We start from the raw sequence: 18,317 nt of genomic DNA, 5'->3' as shown, positions 1-18,317 counted from the left end.
ATTGGTTTCCACCTTCATGTTGCAGAATGGCCCCGGTGGCCGAACACGAGATTGCGGAAGACACCTGAAAATTGCGCTTAGCAAAGCATTTGGCCGGCTTGCCAGATCGCGCCACCCATAATATGAGAAATTTCATCATCTTTCAAACATCGGCGCCTGTTGCTCCTGCGCCTTACATGATCGGTCAGCCGGAGAGGCCATGTCCCATACCTCGTCACACAATGCCGCTGCCATTCTGGCGCCGGTCACCCTTCCCTGCTGCACATTCATTGACCTGAAGTTCGACAATGCCGATCATCCGCACAGGATCTTTCTTTATCGCCCAGACAAGCCGGCACCGCCGGAGGGTTGGCCGATCCTATACCTGACCGACGGGAACGCCTGTTTTGCGACCGCTGTCGACGCAGTCAAAGTACAGGCGAGCTATCCGAACGGAACCAATGTCGCGGAAGGCGTCATCGTTGCCATCGGCTATCCCACGGACGAGCCATATGACCCGCTCCGCCGTTCCTGGGATTTGAGCCCACCGCCCGGACGGATCTATCCGCCATTTTTCCCCGATACGCCGGATGTGAAAACCGGCGGCGGCGAACGCTTTTTGACGCTCATCGAAGAAGAGCTCAAGCCCTGGATAGAACGGCAGGTACCGGTCGACCGCTCGCGTCAGACGCTTTTCGGCCATTCGTTCGGCGGCCTGTTCACGCTCTACGCCCTGTTTTACAAACCCGATGCCTTCAGCCGCTGGATTTCCGCAAGCCCGGCGATCTACTGGGAAGATGCCGCTATTCTTTCGATGGAGAGAGAATTCCTCGACAGGCACAAAGAGCGGCTCGATATGGAACTGCATCTTTCCGCCGGTCAGTATGAAGGCGAGACCTTGGCGCCCTTCCATAAAGGCACAGCCGAAGAGCAAAAACGACAGGAACGGGCAAAAGAAACACGCACGATAGAACTCGCCCGCGACATGGCTAAGAGATGGGCCAAACTGGCGTCATCCACAGGAACGATAACCTTTGAGGAATATGCCGGAGAGAACCACATGTCGGTCCTCCCGGTCGCGCTGAACCGGGCTGTGCAGATCGCATTTCGAAGAAAGAAATCGGTCTGATATTCATGGGCTTGCGGCCTTAAGTTGCAGCTTTATCTCCGACTAGACATCGCCCTTCGTGCACTTGGCGCGAAGGGGCACATTCGGCGTGCATTTTTGACCTCCTACGGTACGTCAATCGGCCAAAATTAACCATCGGTTAACCATAATCATCTTTATTTGCTATAGTGAATACAAGGACTTGATTCCAAAGACCGTCGCGCAATTTGCCGATGAATGTGACCACACAGGATTGCCGCGATCTAAAAGATGCATTTTTCAAAGACGATAACGTTGATGATATTGGCCTGTCTCGGCGCCGGCTGCACGACGACCGGACAGGTTCGTCAGTCGATCGGCGTGGAAACGGTCACGAGTGACAAGGCGCTGGCCTTTCCGCCGCCAGGTGGACCGGCGATCGTCAATGTGGTCGAGCGCAGGCATGGCAAGGATGTCGAGCAGACGATCGCGCTTTCCACCTCGTCCTCCGTCTCAGGCCAGAATTTCCTCAAGGTTCAGTTTCTTGGGCTGACGGGTTCAAGTCCCGCATTAGGGAGCCTGCCCTACAATACGATCAGCGAAGGCAAGATTGCTCGCGAAATGGCGGCTGCGGTGCCTGGGGTGCGGCTCGCCCGCTCAGCAACCTTCGTTCAGAACAACTACGGTCCCTTTGGTTATGCCTCCGGCCAGAGCCATGCCGGCGATACCTGTCTTTACGCCTGGCAGCAGGTGAAGGCCGGTTTTGCGCCGCCCCAGGAGCAACGCAATTTCGGCACGGTGCAGGTGCGCATCCGGCTCTGCGACGCCCATGCGAGCGAACGCCAGCTGTTGAGCACGGTCTATGGCTATACGATCGCCGGCCATTTTGCCGGCGCCGCACTCAACCCTTTCGGCACGCCCCGCGGCGCGGATGCCGTTCTGGGCAAGCCCGGCGAACCGGTCTATCCCGACGCCACCCCTTATCGCACGGCACCCATCAGCATCGGCTACCAGAGCCGCCCCGCCGCGCCACACCCTACGGTCGTGCGCCGACCGGTCATGATGAAGCCTCAGCCGCAGGCGGCGCCGGCTCTGCCGCCGATGATCGGCCCGCGCGTACCGCTGCCGGATGGGCAGACCGATCAACCGCAGGCGAATGGTACAAGTTCGATGGCAGCGCCGCCACCTGCAAATACAGCAAGTAATATCATCGTGCCTTTACCGGACTGTAACGGGGCAACTGGCATATCTCAGGGGTGCCGCTAGCAGGCGGCGCTGCTTGGGGGCGCCAGGATGGCGTCTGGCAATACCTTTGAAGGGACACTGATGCAGACTGCACGCAGCATCTTGATATGGGCCGTGATAGCGCTATGCGGCATCGTGCTGATCACATTGCCGGTCAACCTTCAAACGCAGCTGATCGCCAGCACCGTGGTTGTCACCCTGATGGCGATCATCAAGATCCTCAAGCGTCAGGGAACCTGGCGGCTCGTGGCGCTAGCCTTCGGTACGGCCATCGTGCTGCGCTATGTCTATTGGCGCACATCCTATACGATACCGCCCGTCAACCAGCTGGAAAACTTCATTCCCGGCTTGCTGCTCTATCTCGCCGAAATGTACAACGTGGCGATGCTGATGCTCAGCCTCTTCATCGTCGCAACGCCCCTGCCGCCGCGCACAAAGCGCGCGTCTGAAACCAAGAATTTCCCGAGCGTCGATGTTTTCGTGCCGTCTTATAACGAAGACACCAATCTTCTTGCCAACACGCTCGCCTCCGCCAAGGCGATGGATTATCCGGCCGACAAGCTCAAAGTGTGGCTGCTCGACGATGGTGGCACATTGCAAAAGCGTAATTCGACCAAGATCCTGGAATCGCAGGCCGCAATCGCGCGCCATGACGAGCTCAAGCGGCTCTGCGCCGATCTGGATGTCGAATATCTGACGCGCGACCGCAATGAGCATGCCAAAGCCGGCAACCTCAATAACGGACTGGAACATTCGAATGGCGACCTGATCGCCGTTTTCGATGCCGACCATGCGCCTGCGCGTGATTTCCTGCGCGAAACCGTCGGCTACTTCGAGGACGATCCGAAGCTTTTTCTCGTTCAGACCCCGCATTTCTTCATCAATCCGGACCCGCTGGAGCGTAATCTGCGCACCTTCGACAGCATGCCGAGCGAGAACGAGATGTTCTACGGCATCATCCAGCGCGGCCTCGATAAATGGAATGCCGCCTTCTTCTGCGGTTCGGCCGCAGTGCTCAGCCGCAAGGCGCTACAATCGCAAAATGGCTTTAGCGGCATCAGCATCACGGAAGACTGCGAAACCGCGCTTGCGCTTCATGGTGCAGGCTGGAACAGCATTTATGTCGACAAGCCGCTGATTGCCGGCTTGCAGCCGGCGACCTTCGCAAGCTTCATCGGCCAGCGCAGCCGCTGGGCGCAAGGCATGATGCAGATCCTGCGCTTCCGCTTCCCGCTCCTGAAGCGCGGCCTGACGCTGCCGCAACGGCTCTGCTACATGTCGTCGACGCTGTTCTGGCTGTTTCCGTTTCCGCGCGTCATCTTCCTGTTTGCGCCGCTTTTCTATCTCTTCTTCGATCTCGAGATCTTCACGGCATCGGGCAGCGAGTTCCTCGCCTATACCCTTGCCTATATGCTCGTGAACCTGATGATGCAGAACTATCTTTACGGGTCGTTCCGCTGGCCGTGGATTTCCGAGCTCTACGAATATGTACAGACGGTGCACCTGTTGCCGGCCGTCGTCTCGGTCATGCTCAATCCTCGCAAACCGACTTTCAAGGTCACGGCCAAGGACGAATCGATCGCCGTCAGCCGGCTTTCGGAAATCAGCCGTCCGTTCTTCGTCATCTTCGCCGTTCAGATCATCGCACTGGCGGTCACCATTTATCGTATCTATGCGGAGCCCTATAAGGCCGACGTCACCCTCGTCGTCGGCGGCTGGAACATCATTAACCTCGTCCTTTCCGGCTGCGCGCTCGGCGTCGTCTCCGAACGCGGCGAGCGTGCCTCTTCGCGGCGCGTCCGGGTCGACCGCCGCAGCGAGTTCGGGATCGACGGCCGCTGGAATTCCGCTTCCATCGAGGACGTTTCCGTCCATGGCGCCAGGTTGAACGTCTTCAACAAGGATCTGGAACCGGTCGCGGTCGGCTCGGAAGCCATCATCCGCTTCCAGCCCTATAGCGGCGCCGACATGGTGACCCTGTCGGTCGTGGTTCGCAATATCGAGCAGATGGGCGACATTACCGCCATCGGCTGCCAATATGTTCCGAGGGGTGCTGCCGACCATCGCCTGATTGCCGACCTCGTCTTTGCCAATTCCGATCAATGGACGAAGTTTCAGCAGGCGCGGCGGCGCAATCCGGGCATCATCCGCGGAACCTTCTGGTTCCTGAGCATGTCGCTCTATCAGACCAGCCGGGGTCTGATCTACCTGTTCAGGGGTGTGGGCTCGGATCGCACGCAGCAGCGGCAGGATGCGAAGGCCAGAAGCTGATGAAGCGCGTCCTCCCTGCCCTCCTGCTTCTCCTTGGCGCCGTTACGGCACAGGCCCAAACGATGCCTTTCGACATGTCCGACGAGCGGCCGAAAGGCGAAGCGCAGACGGCGCCTCAGATCATAACTCCGCAAACTACCATACCGCAGACAGAGCCGTCGAAGGCAGCAGTGCCGCCGGTCACGGTTCCTCAGACCGTTGCACCACAGACCGTAGCTCCTCAAGTTGCTCCGCCCCTGGTCATGACACCGCCGACCGTTACCCCGCAGACGGCAGCGCCGCAGGTCGCACCCCCTGTCACTCCCGCCCAGACGACACCGCAATTGGCGCCAAAGGCGAAACAGGCAACCGCCAGCACCGACTCATCGGCATTCCACCGCTATGTCGTTCCCTACGCAAAACTGCGATTGGAGGGTGAAGCCGATCGCAAGTCCTGGTCGATCTATCTGACGCCGGAGCAGGCGGCGGCGCCCGCGAAACTTACCTTTGCCTACCAGAACGCAGTGGTCGTCGCCCCGGAGGCATCGCAGCTTACGGTCCTCGTGAATGACCGCGCCGTCCATCAGCAACAGATCGGCTCCTCGGACAACGAGTCGGATATCAGCTTCGATATCCCGCGGGGGCTGCTGCAGCCCGGCGCCAATCTGTTGACCTTCGAGGCAACGCAGCGCCACCGCGTCGACTGCGACATTCCGTCGACCTACGAGCTCTGGTCCGATATCGATCCCGCAAGAACTTATCTCACCTTCGCCAGTCGCGAAGCGGAGAAACTCTCCACAACCGACGCGATCCGCGCGATCGGTGTCGACGGTGCCGGCAAGACACAGTTCAATCTGGTCGTGCCGGCATTGGCTCAACCGGGAACGACCAAGCCGATCCTGCGTCTAGCTCAGGGACTGGCGCTCTTGAGCGGAATGCCGAACGAAACCTTTTCGTTCGGCACGGATGCCCTACCCGCATCGGGCCCCGGCAAGATGACCGTCGTCGTCGGCACACCGGCGGAGCTGCAGCCTGTCTTTGCCGTTCCGGCCACGGCGCAAAATGGGGCCTTGGCGACCTTTGCGACGGACCCACGCAGCGGTCAGCAGCTTCTCCTTATCAGCGGCCCTTCCTGGCAGGCGATCGCATCCGCGATCGACATGGTTGTTTCGCCGACCGATCGCGACCCCAATACCCGCCGCGATCTGCTGTTAACGCAACGATGGTCCGCACCCGACGCCCCGCTCATCTATTCGGGCACCAGCCTTTCCTTCGAACAGCTGGGTGTCAGGACGACGGAATTTTCCGGACGGCGTTTCCATACAAGTTTCAACGTGGCGATCCCGTCCGATTTCTATGCGAATGCCTATGGCGAGGCCACCATCCTGCTCGATGCGGCCTATGCCAAGGATGTGCGTCCGGGCAGTCATATCGACGTGTACGTCAACGGCAGCATCGCCACGACCAAGCCGATCACGGTGACCGGCGGCGGCATCTTCCGGCAATTGCCCATCCGCATCACCATGCAGCATTTCAAGCCGGGTCTGAACACGATCACGCTGGAAGCCATGTTGCTGGCAGAAGAAGATACCGCCTGCGCCCCCGCAGCGACCTCAAGCACGACGCCCCGCTTCGCATTGTTCGATACCAGCCAGTTCACCGTCCCGGATTTTGCAAGGATCGCTCAGCGGCCCAACCTTGCAGCCCTTGCCGGGACTGGCTATCCCTACAATCGGCAAACCGAGCCAACCGCGCTCTTCATCGACCGCGCAGACACCGACACGCTGTCTGCGACCGCGACGCTCCTCGGCCAGATGGCGCTTGTGGCCGGTCATCCCATCGCGCTGGAACCCACCGCCTCGCCGAGTACGGTTGGGACCCGCAATGCGCTGTTCATCGGTTCTGTCTCGCAGCTGCCGTCGACGATCCTCACACAAATGAACATCTCCGCCACGAGCCAGGTGGCCTGGCGCCCGCCCGCCCCGGGCCAAGGCGGCATACCGGAGGCGTCCGTGACGATTGCCGATTGGCGCTCCCGCATCAGCGGCGGGTTGCTGCAGGGGCAGATGCAAAGCTTCCAGCAATGGATGCACCGCAATTTCGATATCACCTTGAGCTCGCTTCGCTTCATTCCCAGTTCGGAGCAGGTGTTCACCCCATCGAATGCCAATAGCTTCCTGATCGCACAGGAGGCAAATCCGACCAACGACGCAACCTGGACCGTTGTCACCGCGCCAAGTGCCGGAGACCTGCGCGCAGGCGCCGAGGCGATGACCGCGCAAAATACCTGGTCGCAGATCAGCGGCCGCATCACCGTCTATTCCGGCAAGACGGGAAAGATCGATACCGTGCCCGTCAGCCGGTTCAGCTTTGTCGTCTCCCAACCCTGGTCGCTGACGAATTATCGGCTGATCGCCGCAAATTGGCTTTCCAGCAACATATTGTCCTACGCCTTCCTGTTCGTGGTCGGTTCGTTCCTGCTCGGGGTGAGCACGGCAAGCGTTCTTTCCAAGATCGGCAGGCGCGAATGAAACTTCGGAGCCTTGTCCTTGTGGTCTGCAGTGCTGCTATCCTTGCGGCAGCGCAGCCGGCTGCTGCTCAACGCGCGGCGGTCGATACGCAGGCCTGGACTGCCTACAAAGCGAAATTTCTCGATGTGAACGGACGTATCGTCGACAACGGCAATGGCGGCATCAGCCACAGCGAGGGGCAAGGCTATGGTATGCTGCTTGCCTACCTCGCCAATAGTCCGGCCGATTTCGAACAGATTTGGTATTTTACCCGCACCGAGCTGCTGCTGCGCGACGACGGGCTTGCTGTTTGGAAATGGGATCCGGCCGCTATCCCGCATGTGGTCGATACGAACAATGCGTCCGATGGCGATCTGCTGATTGCCTATGCACTGGCCCTAGCGGGATCCGCCTGGAACAACAGCGACTATCTGCAGGCGGCCGCGAGCATGGCGAGATCCATCCTTGCCCATCTTGTCATCACGTCCGCGGGGCATACGCTGCTTATTCCAGGCGTCGAAGGCTATAAACCGCCAGGCCGCAAGGATGGACCGATCATCAATCCATCCTATTGGGTCTTCGAAGCTATCCCCGTCATGGCGCTGCTGGTGCCTTCCGATCGCTGGCAAAAGCTCAGCGACGACGGCCTTGCCCTGCTGCGCTCCCTGCAATTCGGTCCGCGCAAGCTTCCCGCCGACTGGGTCAGCCTCAAGGCGAAACCAGAGCCGGCGGAGGGCTTTGAAGCGGAATTCGGCTATAATAGCGTGAGAATCGCACTTTACTTGGCGCGCGCCGGAATCGGCGACAAGGCGCTGCTTTTGCGTTTGCAGCAGGGGATGACCGTTACCGAAGATGAGCCTGCCACCATCGATCTGACAACCGGCAAGCCGAAGGACCTGCTTCCCGACCCCGGTTATAGAATTGTTAACGATGTTGTGGCGTGTGTGGTGACCGGAACGAAGCTGCCTGCTTCGGTTCGGCAGTTCGCACCATCGCTTTACTACCCAGCCACCTTGCAGCTGTTGAGCCTGGCTTTCGTCACGGAGAAACATCCGGAGTGTTTATAAAGTCCACCTTGATCATGGCTTTCATGGCCGTCGCCGTGGCGGGATTTACCCTCGCGACGAAGGATCACGATACGCCGGAAGACAAGATCAAGCTGGCAAAGTCGGCTCGTCTCGAGCCGCAGGCGATACTCGTCGCCGATAATAGCTCGGGAAAGCCGGTCGACTTGCAAACACTCGCCGACCATATACAGGCGGCTGCACCGTCGGCTGTTCTCTCCGACGCTCCCTCGAAGTCGGCAAATACGACCGCTGCCGATTCGATCGCCCAGGCCGCTCCACAGCAGGCGCAGCCGCAATCAACGCAATCGCCTCAGCAAACCAACCCCGCACAAGCTGCGGATAATCAGCCGAAGGTCGACGAAAGCGCGTTGCGCTATTTTGCAAGCCGTGGCGACAAGGCGCGGCTCCAGGCGGAAATCTCCCGATTGCAGACGCTCTACCCGAACTGGACGCCGCCTGCCGATCCGCTGGCCATTCCGCAAAACAGCGACAAGCAGCTCGAAGCCATGTGGCAGCTCTATTCAGAAGGCCGTTATGCTGAGGTGCGCAAGGCCATTGCCGACCGCCAGACAACCGAATCCGGATGGCAACCGCCCGCCGATCTGCTGGAACGTCTGGATATCGCGGAGGCACGCACGCGGCTCGTCAACGCCTCCGATCTAAAGCAATATCAGACTGTGATCGACATCGGCGCCAGGACGCCGAGCCTGCTGACCTGCAGCGATATCGACGTTCTGTGGCGCGTCGCGGAAGCTTTCGTCCGTACCGATCGTGCAGCCCGCGGCGAGGACGCCTACAAATATATTCTGAAGACCTGCACCAATCCGCAGGAAAGACTTGCGACCATTCAGAAGGCGGCGGCTCTGCTGCCTTATCAGCCAATGCAGAATCTATTGTCTCTGGAAAAACCAGACGGCAATGGCGGGCGGGAATTCGATAGTATCAGGACCGATCTGGCTCGCCGTTTCGTCGCGCAGGGCAATGATGATCCCAAGCTGACTGTATCGCAAGACTATTTGTCTCAGGTGGAGCGTGTCGCCCGCAGCCAGGGCCTTGCATCCGATGATGCGCTCCTCGGTTGGTACTATCTGCGCCGCAGCGATTATCCCAACGCCGAGCAATGGTTCAAAGCCGCGCATGAGAAGGAAGATTCGGCCACGATCTCGCAGGGGCTAGCCCTGGTGCTGATTGCCGACCGCAAACCGCAGGAAGCCGAAGACGCCATGTATAAATGGCGCAACGAATCCAAAGACGCGATGGCGACCTACCTTGCGGCAACCGCCAATCTGATGGCGCTGCAGCCGCCGGCCAATCTCAGTGAAGATGTTCTCGGCCGTATCGCCGCGGAGGTCGTGAAGCAGAAGTATGTCCCGACGGCCCAGCAATTCGGATGGTTTGCGCGCTCCATGAACCAGCCGCAGGCCGCCGCCCGCTGGTTCGAGACGGCTTTGCGCTGGAAACCCGACGACGAGCCTTCCGCCTACGGCCTTGCCATTACACGCAACCAGTTGAACGATCGTGTGGGCGTCGCCGAAGTCCAGAGACTATGGGCCGGTCGCTCCCAACGTATCGCCGTGCTCGGCGAGCCGACGCCGCGCACGCCGACGTCAGAACCGCTGCCGTCTCCCATTCAGACACTGCAGCCTGCCCCACAAAACTTGCCCCAGACAACGATGCAGCAAGGCGGGCCGCAGAACGTGCAGCCGATGGCCTCTCAGGTCGCGCCCCAGCCCCCTGTAACGCAGCCCTACATCAACGCTGAGACCCCGGTGCAACGAGTGACCCCTGCCCGCCGTGCGCCGTCCTCGAATTATGCCGAGCCGGAGACGCGTGCCCGGGTTGCTGCCCGCTCAACACGGCAGCCGGCGGGATGCAACACCACCGTCAATGCGCAGCTGCTGACGCCTGCCAGTGCTCTTTCCCGCGGCTGGTGCCTGATGAACCTCAATCGGCCAATGGAAGCGGTAGAAGCCTTCGATGTTGCCTTGAGCAACACGGATCCGAAATCGCGCGAAGAAGCAGCCTACGGACAGAGCCTTGCCTATCTGCGGGCCGGCCTTGCCAATAATGCCGCCGTCGCTGCGACCAAGGCGCCGATGAACCACCAGCGCGCCGCCGAATTGCAGGTCGCCATACTGGCCGACCGCGCACTCTCGGCCTTCGAAGGCAAGCGCTATCACGAGACATTGCTCTATCTCGACCAGCGCGCGCAGTTGCAGCAGGAGCGCGTCGATCTGATGGTGCTGCGCGGATACTGCTACCTCAATCTGAAAATGTACGACGACGCCGAGCGCATCTTCACAGCCGTCGCCGCAACCGGCAGCCGCGACGGCAGCCGTGGCTTACGCGACCTCCAGCTTACGCTACATCCGCCGCGGGGCGAGTATTGAGATGCCGCAGCGCGCAAGCTCTAATCGTAGCAACCCATGACTTGCAATTAGGGTGCCTGCACCCCGGTTGCCGTAGTGAAGACCCGATACAGCGACCGCGTTGCCGCAACAAAAAGCTGGTTCCGCTTCGGCCCCCCAAATGTAAGATTAGCGACCGTCTGTGGTATCTTGATCTTGCCAATCAAAGTTCCATCAGCTGCAAAGCAATGAACGCCGTCGCCGGCGCTCGTCCAGATATTGCCGTCGACATCGGCGCGGAAGCCGTCCGGAATGCCGGTGTCGATGTTGCAGAAGACTTGATCGTTTGCGAGTTTCTTGCCGTCTACGACATCGAAGACACGAATGTGGCGGGGGGCGCTGACGTCGTGGCTTGCCGCGGAGTCGGCGACATAGAGTTTCGTCTCATCCGGTGAAAAGGCCAAGCCGTTCGGTTGACGGAAATCATCCGCGACCACGTCCAACGCCACTGTCGACGGATCAAGGCGGTAGACGTTGCGGGTCGGCTGCTCCGGCTCCGCCTTGTAGCCTTCGTAATTGGAGAGAATGCCGTAGGTCGGGTCGGTAAACCAGATCGTTCCGTCCGAGCGGACGATCACGTCGTTGGGTGAATTCAGGCGCTTGCCCTTATAACTGTCGGCGAGAACAGTGATGGTTCCGTCGATCTCCGTGCGCGTCACACGACGGCCGCCATGTTCGCAGGATATCAACCGCCCTTGGCGATCGCGCGTATTGCCGTTGGCGAAATTCGAGGGTGCGCGAAAGATCGAGACATTCCCGCCCGGCACCCAGCGCAGCATGCGCTCGTTGGGAATGTCGCTCCAGATCAGGCATCCGGCGTCGGCAAACCAGACCGGCCCCTCAGCCCAACGGCAATCCGAGTAAAGCTCCTCCAGGCCGGCGCTCGGGACGATCAGATTGCGGAAGCGCGTGTCGTAGATTTCGTAAATGGAAGGAGCGTCGTTGGGCATCGCAGTTTTCCTAGGGATCTTTTGGGAGAGAGTTCAGCGCCCGCCAGCGGGGCGACCGCCGGCAACGAGAATGACGGCAATAATGATCAGGCCGGTCAGAACAAGCCTTGGGCCTGCGCCGAAGCCATAGGTGTTGAGCATCGAGACGACGAGAAACATGAACAGCGAGGCGCCCCAGATGCCCGGCACGTTCGAGTCACCGCCGGCAACGGCCGTGCCGCCGATGATTACAACAGCGATCGACATCAGCAGATATTCCGCGCCCATGTTGAGGGCCGCACCGCCGGAGAAGCTCGCCAGCAGATAGCCGCAGATCGAGGCCAGGATGGCGCAGAGCACATAAGTCGCAAGACGCGTTCCGTCGACGGGAATGCCGGCCATGCGCGCCGCAAACATGCTCTGGCCGATCGCCGAGATCCAGCGGCCATAGATGGTCTTTTCCAGGAGAATCCAGGCAAGCGCCGATAGCAGCAGGGCGACGATGGCGACATTCGGAATGCCGAATATTCCCGATGTCGTGAATTCGGCCAGATATTCGGGCGGCTTGATCCGCAGGCCGCGATTGCTCCAGATGGCGGTCGACTGAATGATGAAACTCATGGAGAGCGTCGCGATGATCGGCGGAATGCGCAACAGCTTGATCAAGGCATAATTGCCGAGACCTATACAGAGGCCGATGACGACCGACACCAGCAAACCCGGCACGATCATACTGTCCTCGACATTCATGAGTTTCAGCGCGATGGTGCCGGCAAGCGTCATCGTCGCCGGCACGGAAAGATCGATATTGCCCGGCCCCAGCGTGATGACGAACATCTGGCCGATGCCGACGATAACAGAGAACGCCGCAAAGGTGAGTGCCGCCTGCGACAGGCCGATCGAACTAGCGCCGCCGGTGAAGAGAACGGTGATGATCCACACCGCGATTGCGGCGATGAAGGACCAGATCCAGGGTTTGCGGCCGAGCGTGGCAAGCGCGATCATGATTGTTTCTCCCGCTTTTCGACGCGATTGAGCAAGAGCCTGAGGGCAAGCACGATGATCAGGATCGCGCCCTGCGCACCGATCTGCCAGTCGGGCGATATCCGCAGAAACGACAGGAAGGAGCCCGCCAGGGTCAATGTCAGCGCACCGATGACGGCGCCCATGGGCGATACGCGGCCACCGGTAAACTCCCCGCCGCCGAGGATGACGCCGGCGATCGACAGCAATGTATAGCGCAACGCGATATTCGCATCCGCCGAGGTGGTGAGGCCGACCAGTGCAATACCAGCCAATACGGCGAAGAAACCCGCCAGCGCATAGGCCGCGGCACGCAGGCTGACGACGGACCAGCCGGCCCGCTGCAGCGATCGCTGATTGCCGCCCACACCGCGGATTAGTACCCCGAAGGACGAGCGCATGACGATCAGATGGGCAAACAGCGCGATGACAATGCTGGCTATGATCGCGATGGGAACAAGCGGCGGTTTCGCGGTCATCAGCCAGCGCGCCCAATCGGGCGCGACGCCGCCTGGCGCCGGCAGCAATAGAACAGCCAAGCCACCCCAGACGAAGCTCATTCCGAGCGTCACGACGATCGATGGCAGATCCCTGATATAGATGACGATGCCGATCGCGGCGTAGACGGCAATTGCGGCCAACAGAATGAGGATACCAATGAGCGGGGCAGATTGCAGGTAGGTCGCCGCCACACAGGCCGTGAAGCTGACGAAAGTGCCCATCGACAAATCGAGATCGTTGACCGACATGATCATCATCTGCGCGATCGTAGCCAGCGCAATCGGCACGGCGAGATTGAAGAGCAGATTGAGGCCGATATAGCTCATGGCGCGCGGCTGCAGATAAAAGACCGCAGCGAGCAGGACGGCAAGCGATAGCGCCGGGATAAGCAGGCGCAAGGTAGCGGAGGACGGACGGCTCATGCGCCCTCCCCGGCAAAGGAAGCCGCCAAGACATTTTCCTCCGTGATGTCCTTTCCAACCAGCTCCGCGACAATGGCGCCGTCGCGAAAGACATAAGCCCTGTCGCAGAGCCGTATCTCGTCCATTTCGGTCGAATACCAGATAAACGTCCGGCCAGCCGAAGCCTCGTCGCTCAAGATCCTATAGACCTCCTGCTTGGTACCGATATCGACACCGCGCATAGGATCGTCCATCAGCACGATCGGCGCGGTCGTCGCCAAGGCGCGGGCAAACAAAACCTTCTGCTGATTGCCGCCGGACAGGGACAAAATGCCATTTGCCATAGTCGGCGTACGGATTTCGATGCGCCTCTTCCAGTCTGCACCCAGACGATCCTCGCGGCCGCGATCGACGACCGACAGACGCGAAAAATCGCTGAGCGAGGCGATGCTGAGATTTTTCAGGATGCTCCAAAGCGGAAACGTGCCGTTCAGGCTCCGGTCGCCGGCGACGAAGGCGATATTGCCTTGCCTGCCCGGCAGCCAGTTGTGCGAAAGCGAGCGATGGAGATCGAGCAGCATGTCGGTCTGGCCATGACCAGCAAGCCCGGCAAGTCCTATCACTTCGCCCTTGCGGGCATTGAAGCCAATGCCCCTGCCCCCTCGCGCCGGCAGCGCCAGTAGAGGAGACGATGCGGCGCCTTCCTCGCCCCTGCCCCTGCGATCCTGTTCCTTGACGACACTGCCCATTGCCTGGACTAGGCTGTGGACGGTGAAATCCTGAGCGGTGCGATCGGCGACGACGCGACCGTCCTTCATAACCAGAATTCGGCTTGCGGTCGAAAGGATCTCGCCAAGAATATGCGAGATCAGCATGACTGCGCCGCCCACCTGCACAAAACTGCGCACATAAGTCATCAATTGCGCGGCAAGGCCCGCATCGAGCGAGGAGGTCGGCTCATCGAGAATGACCAGCTTCGGCGTGTCGCCGACGGCACAAAAGGTGATCGCGATCTCCACCATCTGCCGCTCGGCAATCGAGAGTTCGCCGACGGTCCGCATGACGTCGATCCTGTGACCGGAGAAAATTTCGTCGAGCTTGGCGCGAACGATTATGGCCGCCTGCCGCCGCCAGTTCCAGCCGGCAAGGCCGCGATGGACCACCCGCATGTTCTCGATGACGGTGAGATTGGGCGCGAGCGACAATTCCTGAAAGACGCAGCGTATCCCATGGGCGCGTGCCGCGTTGATGCCGTGCACACTGTCGTCGCCCTCATAGGTGACGCTGCCCTCGTGTGGGCTGAGACCGCCGTTGATGACGTTGACGATCGTCGACTTGCCGGCGCCATTATGGCCGACGAGCCCGATGCACTCGCCGGCGTGAACCGTCAGGTCGGCGCCATCGAGCGCCTTCACGGCACCGAAATGCACCTTGATGCCACGGGCGGAGACGACGGCCTGCGGACCGGCATCCTGTCTCTTCAAAACACTGTCTTTCGCTACAATCATGGATCGTCCGGGTCGGGCGTTGCATCAGCAGGCGCCACCTTTTTATCGGCAGCGCCTGTCTCTACGGCTCGCAGATATCGGTTACTTCGCCGCCGCGATAACCTTCTTGGCGTCGTCGAGCGTATATTCGACATTCGCGACACCGCCCGCCTGCGTGTTGGCAAGATTGGTTTCGAGATTGTCCTGATCGATGCGCAGGAACGGCACGACCAGGTCCTTCTTCACCTCTTGGCCATCCAGGATCTGCTGGGCGACCCAGAAGGCGAGCGTGGACACACCGGGGGCGATCGAGACGGACATGGTCTCGTAGCCGCTGGCATCCTTCTCTTTCTTCCACCAGGCAAGTTCATCCTGGCGGTTGCCCATGACGATCGTCGGCATGGGGCGCTTGGCGGCGGCAAAGGCCTGAGCGGCACCGTAGCCGTCACCGCCCTGGGTCACGACTGCGGCAATATCGGGAAGGCTCGGCAGAATGCCGGCGACTGCACGCTGGGCGACATCCTGAGCCCAGTCGCCATGAACCGAACCGACGATCTTGAACTGCGGGTATTTGGCGGCGGCATCGTGGATGCCGGCCGAGATCTCGTCATCGACCGAGACGCCTGCAAGGCCGCGGATTTCCAGCACATTGCCGCCTTTCGGCATCTTCTTGGCAAGATATTCGATCTGGCTGGCACCCATGCCTTTGAAATCGACGGCGATGCGCCACGCGCAGGGTTCGGTGACGATGCCATCGAAAGAAACGACGACGATCTTGGCATCGCAGGCTTCCTTGATCGCGCCGTTCAGCGCAGTCGGCGAGGCAGCATCGATGACGATCGCGTCATAGCCCTGCAGGATCATGTTCTGGATCTGGGCGGCCTGCTCGGTTGCCTGGTTTTCAGCCGTCGTGAACGGATCGGCAGCGGCAACGACACCGGCCTTGACCGCTTCGCCCGTAACCTTCTGCCAGCTCGTCAACATGGCCTGGCGCCAGGAATTGCCGGCATAATTGTTCGACAAGGCAATTTTCTTGGATGACGTATCTGCAAAGGCAGCCCCCGGCGCGGCAACGCAAGCGATGACGGCGGACGCCATAAGCATCTTGGCAATATTCATTTTTTCCTCCCAAAGCGCCTGTACTTCATCTTCCAGGCCAAGATTTTCGAGCGCGCTCCTCAACGAACGATCGAAAATAATATTTGCACTGAAGGTTGCCCTGTCAGTAGAAACAGGATGTCCGAGATTGTGACGCTTGTACAGGCGCTTAAAGGGCGGGACCTTGCGGGATCCCGCAGAAAAGATGCGCAAATCCGCAAGACGGATCTCTCGGATAGGCGCTTAATAGAGCCGGAAATTTGCATGCTGCGAGCGACCGGAGGAGCATAGGTCGGCGCATTGCCTGGGAGGGCGTATCTTGCGCGATCTGGCGCCGCAATCGGTCTTCGACCACTATCTCAACATATCGAGGCTTCTTGCCGGCCAGCTCGACTTTCACTCGGTCATCCAGGCGGTCGCGGCCGAGATCAGCCATGTCATCCCGCATGACCATCTGGATGTCTGCATCATCCTGATGGACGAGCAATTTCATACCGCCTACGAGAGCGGCTTGGAAACAGACTGGGGTCGCCGTTTTCCCGCACCTGTGAGCAACAGCCCCATCCGCACGCTTCTGTGGGGCGAGACCGATTACCTCTTGACCGACGATGCCTGGAGTGACCCACAATTCCATTTTCAGGGAGCTTTCTCGCATCCGATCTTTCATCAATCGCTGCACAGCCGTCTGCACGTGCCACTTAAAGTTCAGGGTCATGTCATCGGCGCTCTGTCCTGCTCCAGCCACCAGAGCGGCTTCTACACTATGCGAGATATCGAAAGTGCCCGCGTAATTGCCGATCTGCTGGCACCACATTTCTTCGCAATCCGCGCCGCCGACCAGGCGAAACGATCTGCCATTGTCGAAGCCGAGGCCCGCGCTCGCGAAGAGGGTTTGCGCCTTGGCGCCCTTAAGCTGACCGAGGCGCTGGAGGCCGAACGGCAGCGCATCGGCATGGACCTGCACGACCAGATTCTCGCCGATCTGACCCGCCTCTCCCGGCGCCTGGAACGGCTCGCGCGCCAGCCCGATGTCACCGGTGAAGCGCTTGAGCCGCTCTTTCGCGGGCTGCAGCACAGCATGCATGATCTTCGCCAGATCATCGAGGAGGCCAAGCCCTCCGTCCTTCAGCTGTTCGGCTTCGCGCAGGCGATTGAGAACCATCTCGAACGGTCTATCCAGGAGAGCGGCGCGACTTTGACCTGGACACTGAACGACGAGACTGGCGGCGCGATCGACTGCCTTGAACAGTCGGTGTCCATTGCCCTGTTCCGGATCGCGCAGGAGGCCATCAACAACGCCATTCGCCACGCCCAGGCCGGCAACATCGCGGTTCATCTGAAAGCGGCCGAAAGTGCAGTCACCATTGATGTCGTGGATGACGGTGTCGGACTTGGAAATACCCGGAGATTATCGGGTGGCGGTATCGAAAATATGCGGACGCGTGCGCGCCTGATCTCAGCGCGCTTCACGATCAAGGCCGCAGCTGCCTCCGGTGGAACGATCGTCAGTGTCAGCCTTCCTGCCAAGGCGCCGGCGGTCGGAGGAGCTGCCGCATGAAGGTTCTGATCATCGAGGACGATCCGCTCCATCGCTCCTATCTCAATGAAGCGATCCGCGCCGCACTTCCTGAATGCGATGGCGTGCTGGAAGCAGAAAATGGCAATACGGGCGAACGGCTGGCGCGCGATTTGAAGTCCGCCCATATCGTCATGGATCTGCAGATGAGCCAGCGCAATGGCATCGAGGCGGCCCGCACCATATGGAAGGAGCGACCGGAAACGCGCATCCTTTTCTGGTCGAACTATTCGGACGAGGCCTATGTTCGCGGCGTTTCGCGCATCGTGCCTGCCGGCGCCGTCTACGGATACGTCCTGAAATCGGCTTCGGACGATCGCCTGAAGCTGGCGCTTCGCAGCATCTTCATCGAGAGCCAATGCGTGATCGACCGCGAAGTGCGCGGCATGCAGCAAAAAAGCCTCGGCAATGTCAACGGCTTCACCGAAGCCGAGTATGAGATCCTGATCGATATCGCCCTTGGATTGACCGATCGTGCGATCGCCCACAGGCGCAATCTTTCGGTCCGCAGCGTCCAGAACCGATTGCAGCAACTCTATGTGAAACTCGGCGTCTATCAGCCGCTCGGCGGTCAGGATGATGATGGCCGTTTCAATCTGAGAGCGCGCGCGGTCGCCGTGGCGCTCTTAAGAAAACTGCTCAACCACAGCGCGCTCGAACGTGCGGAAGCCGATCTTTCCGCTTGGCTGGCGCGCCAACCACGCGACTGAAAACAAGCCTCGCCCACCGACGTCGATCTTGCTTGACGTCCTCCCT

Annotated in this window: 13 protein-coding genes; 8 read left to right on the top strand and 5 right to left on the bottom strand. The window is 60.1% G+C overall.

The annotated features are described in order from the left end of the window. Window positions 1-199: 199 nt before the first annotated feature. The 6 genes from PH558_RS28335 (at window position 200) to PH558_RS28310 (ending at window position 10,528) form a co-directional block, all read left to right on the top strand. Entirely contained in the window at window positions 200-1,108 is a 909-nt protein-coding gene (locus PH558_RS28335) for an alpha/beta hydrolase (RefSeq protein ID WP_285207859.1), read from the top strand. 249 nt (window positions 1,109-1,357) lie between these two features. Beyond that, window positions 1,358-2,332 carry a cellulose biosynthesis protein BcsN gene (gene bcsN, locus PH558_RS28330; RefSeq protein ID WP_483314202.1) on the top strand — a complete coding sequence of 325 codons (975 nt, stop codon included), beginning with the start codon at window positions 1,358-1,360 and terminating at the stop codon, window positions 2,330-2,332. A gap of 60 nt (window positions 2,333-2,392) precedes the next feature. Then, window positions 2,393-4,582 carry a UDP-forming cellulose synthase catalytic subunit gene (bcsA, locus tag PH558_RS28325; RefSeq protein WP_095436382.1) on the top strand — a complete coding sequence of 730 codons (2,190 nt, stop codon included), beginning with the start codon at window positions 2,393-2,395 and terminating at the stop codon, window positions 4,580-4,582. Further along, complete coding sequence (locus tag PH558_RS28320) at window positions 4,582-7,092, top strand: cellulose biosynthesis cyclic di-GMP-binding regulatory protein BcsB (RefSeq protein WP_285207857.1); 2,511 nt, start codon at window positions 4,582-4,584, stop codon at window positions 7,090-7,092. The genes bcsA and PH558_RS28320 overlap by 1 nt, the downstream gene beginning before the upstream one ends. After that, window positions 7,089-8,138, top strand: coding sequence for a family 8 glycosyl hydrolase (locus tag PH558_RS28315; RefSeq protein WP_285207856.1), 1,050 nt, complete (start codon window positions 7,089-7,091; stop codon window positions 8,136-8,138). Before PH558_RS28320 ends, PH558_RS28315 begins: the two co-directional genes overlap by 4 nt. Further along, on the top strand, window positions 8,129-10,528 hold the full coding sequence (locus PH558_RS28310) for a cellulose synthase (RefSeq protein ID WP_483314201.1): 2,400 nt from the start codon (window positions 8,129-8,131) through the stop codon (window positions 10,526-10,528). Before PH558_RS28315 ends, PH558_RS28310 begins: the two co-directional genes overlap by 10 nt. Window positions 10,529-10,575: 47 nt before the next feature. Here the strand turns inward: PH558_RS28310 and PH558_RS28305 are convergent, their stop codons facing one another. From PH558_RS28305 to PH558_RS28285, 5 genes are all read right to left on the bottom strand, one after another. Further along, window positions 10,576-11,496: an SMP-30/gluconolactonase/LRE family protein gene (locus PH558_RS28305; protein ID WP_285207855.1), complete on the bottom strand. Its 921-nt coding sequence runs from the start codon at window positions 11,494-11,496 to the stop codon at window positions 10,576-10,578. Window positions 11,497-11,529: 33 nt separating this feature from the next. After that, window positions 11,530-12,480 carry an ABC transporter permease gene (locus PH558_RS28300; protein ID WP_285207854.1) on the bottom strand — a complete coding sequence of 317 codons (951 nt, stop codon included), beginning with the start codon at window positions 12,478-12,480 and terminating at the stop codon, window positions 11,530-11,532. Beyond that, entirely contained in the window at window positions 12,477-13,421 is a 945-nt protein-coding gene (locus PH558_RS28295; protein WP_285207853.1) for an ABC transporter permease, read from the bottom strand. Before PH558_RS28295 ends, PH558_RS28300 begins: the two co-directional genes overlap by 4 nt. Beyond that, complete coding sequence (locus PH558_RS28290; protein ID WP_285207852.1) at window positions 13,418-14,908, bottom strand: sugar ABC transporter ATP-binding protein; 1,491 nt, start codon at window positions 14,906-14,908, stop codon at window positions 13,418-13,420. The genes PH558_RS28295 and PH558_RS28290 overlap by 4 nt, the downstream gene beginning before the upstream one ends. Window positions 14,909-14,989: 81 nt before the next feature. Further along, on the bottom strand, window positions 14,990-16,006 hold the full coding sequence (locus tag PH558_RS28285; RefSeq protein WP_095437595.1) for an ABC transporter substrate-binding protein: 1,017 nt from the start codon (window positions 16,004-16,006) through the stop codon (window positions 14,990-14,992). A 298-nt stretch (window positions 16,007-16,304) separates the two neighbouring features. Here PH558_RS28285 and PH558_RS28280 point away from each other — a divergent pair, with 298 nt between their 5' ends. Together PH558_RS28280 and PH558_RS28275 are read left to right on the top strand one after the other, a co-directional pair. Then, window positions 16,305-17,543 (top strand): GAF domain-containing sensor histidine kinase, encoded by a 1,239-nt coding sequence (locus PH558_RS28280; RefSeq protein ID WP_285207851.1) that lies wholly within the window; start codon window positions 16,305-16,307, stop codon window positions 17,541-17,543. After that, entirely contained in the window at window positions 17,540-18,271 is a 732-nt protein-coding gene (locus PH558_RS28275) for a response regulator transcription factor (protein ID WP_113228840.1), read from the top strand. Before PH558_RS28280 ends, PH558_RS28275 begins: the two co-directional genes overlap by 4 nt. The last annotated feature ends 46 nt before the right edge of the window (window positions 18,272-18,317 follow it).

The sequence above is a fragment of the Rhizobium pantanalense genome, assembly GCF_030182525.1.
In the GTDB taxonomy this organism is placed as follows: domain Bacteria; phylum Pseudomonadota; class Alphaproteobacteria; order Rhizobiales; family Rhizobiaceae; genus Rhizobium.
This window is presented reverse-complemented; position numbering and strand designations above follow the sequence as displayed.